12 protein-coding genes are annotated in these 12,376 nt (G+C 39.3%); all 12 read left to right on the plus strand.

What is annotated here, in order from left to right; genetic code table 11:
* The first annotated feature begins 35 nt into the window (after positions 1–35).
* Positions 36–218, plus strand: a complete 183-nt coding sequence (locus DESMER_RS24365; protein WP_042333531.1) for a hypothetical protein — start codon at positions 36–38, stop codon at positions 216–218.
* A gap of 34 nt (positions 219–252) precedes the next feature.
* Positions 253–447: a hypothetical protein gene (locus DESMER_RS24370; protein WP_242831066.1), complete on the plus strand. Its 195-nt coding sequence runs from the start codon at positions 253–255 to the stop codon at positions 445–447.
* Between the two features lie 169 nt (positions 448–616).
* Positions 617–1,891 (plus strand): ArsB/NhaD family transporter, encoded by a 1,275-nt coding sequence (locus DESMER_RS07890; protein ID WP_014902525.1) that lies wholly within the window; start codon positions 617–619, stop codon positions 1,889–1,891.
* 346 nt (positions 1,892–2,237) lie between these two features.
* Positions 2,238–3,935, plus strand: coding sequence for a sigma-54 interaction domain-containing protein (locus DESMER_RS07895; protein ID WP_014902526.1), 1,698 nt, complete (start codon positions 2,238–2,240; stop codon positions 3,933–3,935).
* Positions 3,936–4,292: 357 nt separating this feature from the next.
* Positions 4,293–4,901: a succinate dehydrogenase cytochrome b558 subunit gene (locus DESMER_RS07900; protein WP_014902527.1), complete on the plus strand. Its 609-nt coding sequence runs from the start codon at positions 4,293–4,295 to the stop codon at positions 4,899–4,901.
* 53 nt (positions 4,902–4,954) lie between these two features.
* Positions 4,955–6,691 carry a succinate dehydrogenase flavoprotein subunit gene (gene sdhA / locus DESMER_RS07905; RefSeq protein ID WP_014902528.1) on the plus strand — a complete coding sequence of 579 codons (1,737 nt, stop codon included), beginning with the start codon at positions 4,955–4,957 and terminating at the stop codon, positions 6,689–6,691.
* 11 nt (positions 6,692–6,702) lie between these two features.
* A complete protein-coding gene (gene sdhB, locus DESMER_RS07910; protein ID WP_014902529.1) occupies positions 6,703–7,455 on the plus strand; it encodes a succinate dehydrogenase iron-sulfur subunit in 753 nt (250 codons plus the stop codon).
* Between the two features lie 116 nt (positions 7,456–7,571).
* Positions 7,572–7,772, plus strand: coding sequence for a hypothetical protein (locus tag DESMER_RS07915; RefSeq protein WP_014902530.1), 201 nt, complete (start codon positions 7,572–7,574; stop codon positions 7,770–7,772).
* Between the two features lie 327 nt (positions 7,773–8,099).
* Entirely contained in the window at positions 8,100–8,936 is an 837-nt protein-coding gene (locus tag DESMER_RS07920) for a CvfB family protein (RefSeq protein ID WP_014902531.1), read from the plus strand.
* A gap of 67 nt (positions 8,937–9,003) precedes the next feature.
* Positions 9,004–9,444 carry a YaiI/YqxD family protein gene (locus tag DESMER_RS07925; protein WP_014902532.1) on the plus strand — a complete coding sequence of 147 codons (441 nt, stop codon included), beginning with the start codon at positions 9,004–9,006 and terminating at the stop codon, positions 9,442–9,444.
* 128 nt (positions 9,445–9,572) lie between these two features.
* Positions 9,573–11,420: a molecular chaperone HtpG gene (htpG, locus tag DESMER_RS07930; protein ID WP_014902533.1), complete on the plus strand. Its 1,848-nt coding sequence runs from the start codon at positions 9,573–9,575 to the stop codon at positions 11,418–11,420.
* Between the two features lie 403 nt (positions 11,421–11,823).
* Positions 11,824–12,369, plus strand: coding sequence for an RsbRD N-terminal domain-containing protein (locus DESMER_RS07935; protein WP_014902534.1), 546 nt, complete (start codon positions 11,824–11,826; stop codon positions 12,367–12,369).
* Positions 12,370–12,376: the final 7 nt, after the last annotated feature.

The raw sequence follows: 12,376 nt of genomic DNA on the forward strand, positions 1-12,376 counted from the left end.
TATGTATATTCTGACATATCGAGGAGGAGTAGTATTTGAAAAGGCCCCATTTGAAACTGGGAACAAAAATTGCTATTCTCTCCTTTAGCTTAGTTTTAATATCTGTGCTTATAGCAGGTGTAGTTATTGTTAATCGTATTACGGGTAAGATAGAACAAGAGATAGGCAATAGAGCTATGGCAATTGCGCGCACAGTGGCACAATTAAAGGATGTTTAGGAAAATCTCAATAACCAAGAAGGCCGGAATTCTGGTGCCCACAATTAGCGATATTGTGGGGGCCTTAAGAATCCAGCTTTATGCTTCATTAATAGTAGGGTTGGTACTAGGAATTGTGGGTTCATTTTATCTATCCAGAAACATTAAGAAAAATATGTTTTCTCTAGAACCGGATGAGATTGCCAGGATACTTGAAGAACGCGTGGTTCAAATATTCGGCGGGGAATAAATAATAAGTCATCTCACTATTGCCAATTATTATATTGATTGATTAGGTTTATTTGAACAAAAAAAAATCTATTGTGTTAAAATCAGTAGAGGATTTGGATACTAATTCAAAATTAGTAGATCCTATAAAAACAATAGTTAAGAGAATAGAAAGGAAGTATTAAATCACAATGCATGCTACCCTCGCATTAATCATTTTTTGTCTGACTTATGCATTAATTATTTCGGAGAAAGTTCATCGTACGGTTGTCGCTCTACTTGGGGGTATGATTCTAGTAGCCGCGGGAGTCTTAGCTCAGGAAAATGCCATCGAACATATTGATTGGAATACTTTGGGTTTACTGGTTGGGATGATGATAGTAGTAGGAATCACTAGGAGAACTGGGGTTTTTCAGTACCTTGGTTTACTGGCAGTTCGGTTTGCCAAGGGAGAACCTATTCGGATATTAATCGCTTTAGCCACAGTTACAGCTTTACTATCAGCTCTATTAGACAATGTAACAACTGTCTTACTGATTGTACCCATAACCTTTACAATTTGCGATAAACTAAATCTAAACCCTATGCCTTTTCTTGTCAGTCAAATCTTTGCCAGTAATATTGGTGGAACATCAACTCTAATCGGAGATCCCCCTAATATTATGATTGGCAGTCAGACTCATCTTGGCTTTGTAGATTTTGCCGTCAATCTAATTCCGGTGGTTTTTATGATTTTCGTTGCAACAATGGGTGTTTTTTATCTATTGTACAAGCGAAAGCTTAATGTCAATGAGGATCTTAAAAAGAGTTTGATTGAGTTAAATCCAATTGATCAAATTAAAGATTATGGACTGTTAAAGAAGTGTTTGGTCATTCTGTTTTTAATACTTGGCGGATTTATTCTACATCAATCTCTGCACATGGAATCTGCAACGGTAGCGCTAACTGGGGCGGCACTACTGATGTTTATAACTAAAGAAGAACCAGAAGAAGTTTTGCTAAGTGTAGAGTGGCCCACGATTTTCTTCTTTATTGGTCTCTTTATCCTAGTTGGAGGTTTAGTAGAAACGGGATGGATTAATAGCTTAGCTCAATGGGCATTTAATGTAACTGAGGGGAATTTTGAACTTACTGCCATGTTGATTTTATGGCTGTCAGCCATTGCATCCGCTTTTGTTGATAATATACCTTTTACAGCAACGATGATTCCCTTGATTCACCAAATGGGAAATTTAGGTGGAATATCTCAGGAGGGACTTGAGCCGCTGTGGTGGGCATTGTCGTTAGGGGCCTGTCTTGGAGGTAATGGAACCCTGATTGGGGCATCTGCCAATGTCATTGTTGCAGGGTTAGCTGAAAAGAATGGTATTCCCATTAAATTCATACCATTTATGAAATTGGCTCTACCCCTGATGCTTTTGTCTATCGTTATTTCTTCGATCTACCTATTAGTTTTTTATCTATAAAGTTAATAAAATATGGGGCTGTTGCAAAACAGCTTTGGAAAATGATCTGCACAAAAAATCAGCCCGAGAGGACGCTTATTGAAGCCTTTGGGGCTGATTTGCTTTTGGCAATTCCCTTAAGGGTGAGATCCTTCTCCTCTGCTTGAAGTAAGAATCTTACTCGCGTAAGATTCTTCTTGTTTCATATTTATAATTAGTCCCACTACTTTATATAGTAAAACTTCTAATTAATTATTTAAAAATTCTAAAAAATATAAAGAATTGTGGCAGGAGTAAATAGATCAAGAGCGAATCCTTTTTAAGGATATAGCATGTACAAGTATCGTTAAATATGGGAGGAAAACTTATGGCTCTTAAAGTAAAAGTGGGTATTGTTGGTATGGGCCAGGGGGGGGCATCCATTTATAAAACGTTACGTAGCATAGAACATATTGAGATAGCCGTCGTATGTGATTGTTCTGAAACTGCCCAGGGTATGCAGCTTGCTAGATTGGATAGAGTAAAAACTCTTTCATCCCTGGATGACTTATTCAAAATCACAAATTTGGACGTAATTATTGAAGCAACTGGGCTTGAGTATGTTCGGGAACAAATAAATCATTATAAAGAAAACTCCTGCGTAGTAATAGAAGCCCAGGGTGCAAATCTGATGATGCACCTTATTGAAGAGAAAGAGAAGTTGGCGGATATTAAGCGTTTAAAAGGGGAACTTGATGCCATCCTGAACTCTGTCCAGGAAGCTATTGAAGTAGCCAGTATCGATGGCAATATCAAATACGTTAATCCATCATTTAGTCGCGTAACGGCAATTCCTGCCGGCCAGCGAATTGGCAATAATATTTTTGAGGTTTCTCCAAATGGTGCTCTTGCCCGTTCTCTTCGAACCCATGAAGCCGTATTTGCCCATCGTGCAGTTGTTGGAGGTGCCGATGTAGAGGTTGTAGCTAATGCATCACCTATTGTCGTTGAAGGAAAAATGGAAGGCGCTGTTGTAGTTTTTCAACCTTTGACGGATATTTACAAGTTAATGGAACAATTAAAAGCATCAAACCGAGTCATTGACGATTTACAGACCCGAATCAATCAGATATCCACCAGTTCATACACCTTTGATGACATAATCGGAAGCCACCCGGAATTTGAAAGTGCTTTGGATTTGGCTCGCAAGGCAGCTAAAAGCAATTCGACAATACTAATTACCGGGGAATCAGGTACAGGAAAAGAGCTATTTGCACATGCGATTCACGCCTCAAGCCTTCGCCTCGATAAGCCATTTATTAAGGTCAACTGTGCTGCTATCCCGGAGACTCTGCTCGAAAGTGAATTTTTTGGACATGAAAAGGGGGCATTTACGGGGGCTTTAAAAACTAAGCTTGGCAAGATGGAGTTGGCAAATGGAGGCACAATCTTCTTAGATGAGATTGGAGATATGAACCTTCATCTGCAGGCTAAGTTATTAAGAGTGTTACAAGAAATGGAGTTTGAAAGAGTTGGAGGGTCACAGACAATTAAAGTGGATGTACGAGTCATTGCAGCTACTAATCGAAATTTACTGCAAATGGCCAAACAAGGAGATTTTCGAGAAGATCTCTTTTACCGACTCAATGTTGTTGAATTAGGCTTGCCGTCACTCCGAAATCACAAGGAAGACATTCCGGCATATGTGCATTCTCTTATAGCCAAGTTTAATCGGAAATTTGGAAAACACGTTAAGGGATTAACTACTAAAGCAGAAGAATTGTTAATGCAATATGAATGGCCGGGTAATATTCGCGAACTGCAGAATGTCATGGAAAGGGCAATGGTAACAGTTGATGAAGAAATAATCACCCACAAACAATTTCTCAATCTTGTAGAGTTTCCGCAAACCATACATCATGGGCAGATAATCGATGAGATTATGCCTATTGAGCAAATGGAGAAGCACCTTATAAATATGGCCATAGAACGTTATGGGAATGCAGTAGAAGGGAAGAAGCAAGCTGCTAAAGCTTTAGGGATCTCTCTTGCAACACTCTATAATAAACTCAAGACAATGGGTTGATACAGAAAGGGATTGATTAGGAAAAGATAAATTCCAACTATTAGAAGGGGAAAGCTTCTAAATTCTAGAAATTATAATCTGACATGTATAATAAAGTAGTCATATAAATATTTAGTTCTAGGTAAAGAATAAAACCCCCAATTACCTTTGGGTTGAATCCTAGACTACAAGCGGAGTAAAATTTTTTTGTATAAAAAATCAGAAAAGTTAAGCAATTCTAATATATTGGCATAGAGATTGCTATCTACAAGATATGCTAGTGTATTTAGCAATACCATAAATGGAGGGTAGATTCAAGATTCGGTGCGTAAATAGAGGCATATGTAAAAATTAGATTTGGAAGAGAGGATGGAGTTAATGAGTATAGCACAAGCTTCTAATCATCACTTTTTAATTCGAAGGGTTCATTCATTATTGGGTTTGGTTCCTATAGGATTTTTTCTAACGTTTCATCTGTTCCTTAATTTAACAGCTCTGGGGGGCGCAAAACAGTATGATTTAGTTATAAATACAATGCAAAGTTTCCCGGGAATTTTTATTGTCGAGTTGATTGTCATATTTATACCTATTGCAGCCCATGCAATTTATGGTACATGGGTGGTTTATACTGGTCAAACCAATGTTTTGCGCTATAAATATGCCAGAAACTGGCTCTATCTGATTCAGAGGATTTCTGGTCTTTATACCTTTGTCTTTGTCGTTACCCATGTCTACCTTTTGCGATTTGGGGAGGCGAATTTTGCCACTCTTTCCGAATTTATGAGTCAACCTTGGGGATTAAGCTTTTATGTTTTAGGCGTATTATTGGCAATCTTTCATTTTACCAACGGTTTATGGGCTTTTGCAATTACTTGGGGATTAACTGTCGGGCCGCATTCTCAGAGAGTATGGTTATATACCTTAGGAGTTATATTTGTACTCATGTCAGTGATAGGTATGTCAGATATCTATGCATTTTTGAAATAATGACTGTGTAATTAAAGCGGCAGATAGACTTATAGGGAGTGGAGGGTTAGTTGATGAGCAAAGTCATCGTTGTTGGAGGCGGACTGGCGGGACTTATGGCTACGATTAAAATGGCTGAAGCGGGTACAAAAGTTGATCTGTTTTCACTAGTACCTGTCAAGCGTTCACACTCCGTTTGCGCCCAAGGGGGAATTAACGGAGCTGTCAATACTAAAGGAGAAGGGGATTCAACCTGGAATCACTTTGACGATTCTATCTACGGAGGAGATTTTCTTGCTAATCAACCTCCGGTAAAGGCTATGTGTGATGAAGCACCGGGAATTATTCATTTGATGGATAGGATGGGAGTCATGTTTAGCCGAACCTCTGAAGGACTTCTGGATTTTCGTCGTTTTGGAGGAACAAAGTTTTGTCGAACTGCTTTTGCAGGGGCTACCACTGGTCAACAGCTGCTTTATGCGCTTGATGAGCAAGTTCGACGCTATGAGGTAGAAGGATTAGTTCAAAAATATGAGCATTGGGAATTATTATCTATAGTAATTGATGAGGGAGTATGCCAGGGAATTGTTGCGCAAAATCTCCGTGACATGAGCAATAAGTCCTTTCCGGCAGACGCTGTAATTGTGGCTACCGGGGGGCCGGGGGCAGTATTCGGTAAAAGTACAAATTCTACAATTTGTACAGGAAGTGCAGTGTCAGCTTTATATCAACAAGGGGTAAAATACGCAAACGGTGAGTTTATCCAAATTCACCCAACTGCTATTCCTGGAGACGATAAGCTTAGACTAATGTCTGAATCAGCTCGAGGAGAAGGCGGACGAGTGTGGACATATAAAGATGGGAAGGCATGGTATTTCTTGGAGGAAATGTATCCTGCTTATGGAAACCTGGTTCCGAGAGATATTGCCACTCGCGCAATTTATGAAGTGGTATTTGACAAAGGACTAGGTATCAATGGTGAAAACATGGTTTATTTAGATCTTTCACACATTGATCCAAACATATTGCAGATTAAATTAGGAGGAATCTTAGAGATCTATGAAAAGTTCGTCGGAGATGATCCTAAAAAGGTTCCTATGAGGATTTTTCCAGCAGTACACTACTCTATGGGTGGACTTTGGGTGGACTATGATCAAATGACGAATATTCCGGGACTTTTTGCAGCTGGGGAATGTGAATATCAGTATCATGGGGCAAATCGTTTGGGAGCAAATTCTCTGCTCTCCGCTATCTATGGGGGGATGGTTGCTGGCCCGAAGGCTATGGAGTATATAAAGAAAACTAAAAGGTTGTCTCCCAGTGGCAATGAGCAAGCATTTCTAAATGAAAAGAAACGCCAAGACGCTCAATGGGCAAGTATCCTAGCTATGAAAGGATCAGAAAACCCATTTCTCATACACAAAGAGCTAGGAGATATTATGACTCAAAATGTTACAGTTGTACGTTATAACGATAAGTTAGCTGAAACCGATCTGGTAATCCAAGGGTTGATGAAACGCTGGCGAGATATCGGCAGAAGTGACGATGTTGAATGGGGAACCCAAGAAGGGACGTTTATTCGTCAACTATGGAACATGTTGGAACTAGCCAGGGTGATTACTTTAGGAGCCTTAAATCGTAATGAAAGCAGAGGTGCCCATTATAAGCCGGATTACCCAGAACGTGATGACCAGAATTGGTTAAAGACTACTATAGCAACGTGGACACCGTCAGGCCCAGAACTAAGTTACGAACCTGTAGATGTGTCATTGATTCCGTTACGTGCTCGTCGCTATGACGTTGACAAATAGGAGGGTTTAAGATGGCTGAGCAAAAAACAATCCGATTGAAAATCCGCCGCCAAGACGGTCCTAATAAGTCTTTTCGCTGGGAAGAGTTTGAAATACCTTATCGAGAAAAGCTAAATGTTATCTCTTGCTTAATGGAGATACAGAAAAATCCTATTACTGCAGCAGGTGTGAAGACAACTCCTGTGGTCTGGGAATGTAACTGCCTAGAGGAAGTGTGTGGGGCCTGCACAATGAATATTAATGGGCAAGGAAAGCAGGCATGTTCAGCTTTGATCGACCAACTTGAACAGCCAATAGTCCTTGAGCCATTAACAAAATTCCCTATTGTTCGAGACTTGATGATTGATCGGCAAATCATGTTTGACCACCTAAAGACTGTTCATGCTTGGATACCAATTGATGGAACGTACAATTTGGGTTCCGGGCCAAGAATGGCTGAAGTTAAAAGACAATGGGCCTACGAATTGTCCAAATGTATGACTTGCGGATGTTGCATGGAGGCCTGCCCACAAGTAAACTCTCGTTCAAAATTTATTGGTCCATCAGCGATTTCACAAGTCCGACTATTTAATGCTCATCCAACCGGGGAAATGAACAAACATGAGAGGTTGTCAGCTTTGCTTAATGAGGGGGGAATCGCAGATTGTGGCAATTCTCAAAACTGTGTTCGTGCCTGTCCTAAGGAGATACCACTGACAACCAGCTTGGCAGATTTGAATCGGGAAGCAAATAAATTTGCCATAAACCGATGGTTGAGAAAATAAAATATTTGAAAAATTGTGAATTTATTTATATAATATGAATAGGATAGTATAAAAATGTAAGGTTCGATCAATTATAAGTAAAATGTACAAATTCAGGAAAAAGGAGATTCGAGTCTATGAAAACTCAACGGGAAGAAGCCTTGGCTCATCAGAATGATACGGTTTCATCACCTATTAGGTCTAATACCTTAGCCAATGATGAAGAGCTCAAAGTGCATCAGTTTACTCCGAGTTTATTTGGTCCATGTTGCACTGAAGGGTGTCAATATTGTCGTCCAAACTGTCACGAACAGAATGATAGCTCGAACTTCTTTTGACTGAGTTTTTAGGAGAGAATAGGTTGAACAGTAATGTTTTGGGGATTAGCTAGGCTAGTCCCTTTTGCGTTTGGTATTTTTTGGTTATATTTTTTATCGAAAGATTATCACAGCAAGATATTTTAATTTAAAAACTGGCCGTAAAAATTTCCTGTATAAGTCAGGCAATTACAATATGACTTCAACAACAGATACAAAGACAGGATAAAGCCAGGAAATTCATGTGATGATTTTTTGCACCAGAGATACCCTTTCGTTATAATAGGAGGGAATACATGGTGCATTCTTGAAAGGTGTACTATATTAGCATTGGAAGGGAAGCAAACAATGATTGAGATTGGGAAATATTATAAACTTAAGATTGCAAACTTTACATCCTTTGGAGCATATTTAGATGCAGGTACCGGCATTCGTCACGATAATATCCTGCTGCCGATCAAACAATTGCCGGAGGGAGCTAAGGAAGGTGATGAACTAGAGGTTTTTGTCTATCGTGACTCTGAAGAGCGATTAATTGCCACAACACGAAAGCCATTGGCTAAGTTAGGGGATTTAGCCTATCTTAGGGTTAATGCGAAAACGAAAATTGGAGCCTTCTTAAATTGGGGACTGGAAAGAGATTTGCTTTTGCCATTCCGTGAACAGAAATACCCTATCGAGGAAGGTAAAAGCTATTTAGTAAAAGTTTACTTAGACAAAAGTCAAAGACTAAGTGCAACAACTGAAATATATGAGTATCTGAAGTCTGATTCACCCTATCAAAAGAATGATAAGGTTGTCGGCACAGTCTACTCTGTGAACCCCGAGATCGGAGTTTTTGTTGCGGTAGATAATATATACATGGGACTGATTCCTCTTAATGAGTGTTTTATAGAGCTAAAGGAAGGGGATCAAGTTGAAGCGAGAGTAATCCGAGTCCGAGAGGATGGTAAACTTGATTTATCTCCCAGAGAACTTAAACATATCCAAATGGAATCGGATACAGTGAAGATTCTGCAGGGAATAAAGGATCATGATGGATTTTTGGCCCTAAATGACAAAAGCAGTCCCATAGAAATCCAGAGCCGACTGAACATGAGTAAAGCCGCCTTTAAACGGGCCGTAGGTAAACTACTTAAAGAAAACAAGGTGATTCAAACTGAGGGCGGTTTGAAAGAGAAATAACCATAAAGAAAAAATCTAAAAGGAATGTTAATTTGTTAATGTTTAGTTGACTGAGAGAAGTGAGGGTATGAAAATAATTGTGGATGCGGACGCCTGTCCCAAGTCAGTCTTACAGATTTGCATCAGGTTAGCCAGTCAACGTGCTATACCTGTTTGGACTGTAGCAAGTTTTAACCATAATATTGTCTCAGATCATCATATAGTCGTAGGAAACTCTTCACAAGAAGCAGATATCCGAGTAATAAATCTGGCCCAAGCAGGAGATATAGCTGTGACACAGGATTGGGGCCTAGCAGCAATGTTATTGGGAAAAGGGGTTAAGTGTTTAAATCCCATAGGCAAAGAGTTTAATCCGGCGACAATTGAATTTTTGCTTGAGGAGCGAGAGGCGAAAGCAAAATTTCGTAGAAGTGGGGGCAGAACTAAAGGGCCTAAAAAGAGAACGTCGGATAATGACCGTCAATTTGAAGATTGTCTAAAGCAATGCCTAGATAATTGCAATCTTTAGGACTTAGATGGTTTTGCATGAATAAATAGCAAAAAGACTTTGCACTTTTGCCAAATTTTGATTAAACTATGAGGTAGAGGCTCGAATTGACGGGCCACCTACTTATTTCAATTTCATGGAGGTAAACAATGAGTACGGCAGTAGAAACTAAGGAATTCCAGACTGAGATTAGGCAATTGTTAGACATTGTTATTCATTCACTTTATACAGATCGGGAAATTTTCTTAAGAGAGCTGATATCTAATGCAGCTGATGCAATGGAGAAACTGCGTTACACCCAATTAACAGGGCCGGAGGTTAAAGACCAAGACGCAGCGTTAGAAGTTCACATTGATACAGACGATAATTCACATACACTTACCATTACCGATACAGGTATTGGAATGACTAAGGAAGAGTTGATTGGGAATTTAGGCACTATTGCCCATTCCGGTTCTAAAGAATTCATTAAACATTTAGCCGATAAAGGGGATAAAAAAGATCTTAATTTAATTGGTCAATTCGGCGTAGGTTTTTATTCAGCCTTCATGGTAGCGGAAAAAGTGACCATTACTACTCGCTCCTATCACCTGAATGGGGAAACCTTTATTTGGGAGTCTGACGGCGTAGGGAGTTATACAATTACTGAAGGGGAGGATCGTGTTCGAGGAACAAAAATGGTTCTCCATTTAAAAGAAGATGCCTACGAATTTGCCAAGGAAGAAACGATCCAGCGTGTCATTAAGCAATACTCTAGCTTTGTACCTTATCCGATTTTTGTTAACGGCACAAAAGTAAATACCGTAGATGCTCTTTGGACGAAGAATAAAAGCGAGATTGCAGACAATGACTACAATGAATTCTACAAATTCATTGCCAACGCTTTCGATGAACCACTCCTGCGTTTGCACTTTTCTTCAGATGCTCCCTTAAATATCAATACTCTGTTATTCGTTCCGAAGGAGAATTTAGAACAAATTGGTTTTGGTCGAACTGAACCAGGAGTTAGTCTATATTGCAAAAAAGTTCTCATTCAAGAAAAGTCCCCTCTTGTTTTGCCGGAATGGCTGCGCTTTTTGAGAGGGGTAATCGACAGTGAAGAGCTCCCTCTAAATATCTCTAGGGAAACTATGCAGGACAGTGCCTTAATCAGCAAACTAAACAAAGTAGTTACAAGCCGTTTCCTTAAATATCTCGATGGTCAAGCTAAGTCTGAGCCGGAGAAGTTTAAAGAATTCTGGGAAAAATTTAACTTCTTCATTAAAGAAGGAGCTGCCAATGATTACAATCACCAAAAAGATCTCATTAAGCTTTTGCGTTTTGAGTCTTCAAGCACCGAGGCCGGAGAGTTAGTATCTTTAGCGGATTATATTAGTCGCATGAAAGAAGATCAGTCAGCAATTTATTATGTCAATGGTCCTTCCCGTGAAGTTATCGAATCAGGTCCTTACTTAGAAGTGTTTAGAGACAAAGGGTTTGAGGTTTTATTTACTTACGCAGCCATTGACGATTATATTTTTGGGTCAATTAGGGAATATGAAGGCAAGAAACTTATTTCTGCCGATGAAGCTGATTTGAATTTAGGAGAGACAAACCAGCAGGAAAGAAGTGCCGATGCTCTGTCAGAAGAAGATGTTTTAGCTTTAACAAATTGGCTTAAAGAAGTCCTTGGAGATAAGGTTACAGATGTACGGGAATCAAAGCGTCTGGTGGACAGCCCGGCAGTTGTATTCAGTCCATTTGGTACAAACAGTATGCAGCGGATGATGCAGTTGGTCAATAAAGACTTCAATAAAGTGGGTCCAAGTGTCTTAGAAATAAACTCAGCTCACCCCATGATTAAACGACTAGATAATGCTCGTAGAAATGAAGATGCTTTTGCTAAAACTGCAGCTGAACAAATATTCGAAAACGCTCAAATAGCTGCAGGTCTAATCGTTGATCCACGCAACATGGTTAATCGTCTAAATGAAATTTTAGAACGTGCCTTAGGGTAGAATTTTAAATAGGGATTGCCTAGATGGATAAGAAAGAGCTATAATTATTCGTAGCTCTTTCTTGTTAATGATCGCAATACGATTATCTAATTGATCAATAGGAAATAAGAATTTTACAAGCCTAGTAAAATTCCTTAGACTGATAGTGATTATAAGAACAAATAACGTTATATTTCTGGTCACTCGCTCCTTATGGATGGATCATTGGAGATTTGCTCTGCAGGGAGAGGACACCATATTTTTTAATAGTAATGGTTAGTAGCTTAAGTGGGATAGCTGGGACTTTAACTATGTGAAAACGTTCTCAGGGGCAGGTCGATGTTGTATCTAGTCGTATTCAACATCGACTAAAATTGTGTTACAAAGACAATAAATGGTGCTACAACAAGGAGTGATCTTAATTTTGGATATAAAATTTAATGAAATCTTAAAGGAAAAGAAGTTCGACATCTCGAAACGTTGGTTAGAGGTAATATTGGCATCCTACCCCAATGATAAATCGGGGTTTTTAATGAACCAACAAGATAGGTTTGCGAACCCTATTGGTTACACCTTCTCAACTGGGATTGACGGTATCATAGAAGTGCTCGTCAAGGGGGAGGACTTTTCTGAAAGCATTTCTTTTCTTGAAGATATAATTAAAGTCAGGGCAATACAAGATTTTTCTCCCGCTAAAGCAATGGCTTTTATCTTCCAACTCAAAACCATTGTTCGAGAAGCGCTGGGCAAGGAAATTGGGCAGAACCAGATCTATATTTCTTTATTGGAGTTTGAGTCGAAAATTGATGATCTGGCCCTCACTGCCTTTGATATATATGTAAAATATCGTGAGCAGATCTATGAACTAAGGACAGACGAACTAAAGCGGATGACCTTTACCCTGCTAAAGAAAGCCAACCTAATGTCCGAGATCCCAGTTCAGGAATTTGAACACAAAGACCAAAAATAAAGGAAGG

The sequence above is a fragment of the Desulfosporosinus meridiei DSM 13257 genome, from assembly GCF_000231385.2.
Classification (GTDB): Bacteria; Bacillota; Desulfitobacteriia; order Desulfitobacteriales; family Desulfitobacteriaceae; genus Desulfosporosinus; species Desulfosporosinus meridiei.

Bases quoted from the DNA above. Each gene is read 5' to 3' on its own strand.
- DESMER_RS07890 (WP_014902525.1), top strand. From the start codon at position 617: ATGCATGCTACCCTCGCATTAATCATTTTTTGTCTGACTTATGCATTA.
- DESMER_RS07895 (WP_014902526.1), top strand. From the start codon at position 2,238: ATGGCTCTTAAAGTAAAAGTGGGTATTGTTGGTATGGGCCAGGGGGGG.
- DESMER_RS07900 (WP_014902527.1), top strand. From the start codon at position 4,293: ATGAGTATAGCACAAGCTTCTAATCATCACTTTTTAATTCGAAGGGTT.
- sdhA (WP_014902528.1), top strand. From the start codon at position 4,955: ATGAGCAAAGTCATCGTTGTTGGAGGCGGACTGGCGGGACTTATGGCT.
- sdhB (WP_014902529.1), top strand. From the start codon at position 6,703: ATGGCTGAGCAAAAAACAATCCGATTGAAAATCCGCCGCCAAGACGGT.
- DESMER_RS07915 (WP_014902530.1), top strand. From the start codon at position 7,572: ATGAAAACTCAACGGGAAGAAGCCTTGGCTCATCAGAATGATACGGTT.
- DESMER_RS07920 (WP_014902531.1), top strand. From the start codon at position 8,100: ATGATTGAGATTGGGAAATATTATAAACTTAAGATTGCAAACTTTACA.
- DESMER_RS07925 (WP_014902532.1), top strand. From the start codon at position 9,004: ATGAAAATAATTGTGGATGCGGACGCCTGTCCCAAGTCAGTCTTACAG.
- htpG (WP_014902533.1), top strand. From the start codon at position 9,573: ATGAGTACGGCAGTAGAAACTAAGGAATTCCAGACTGAGATTAGGCAA.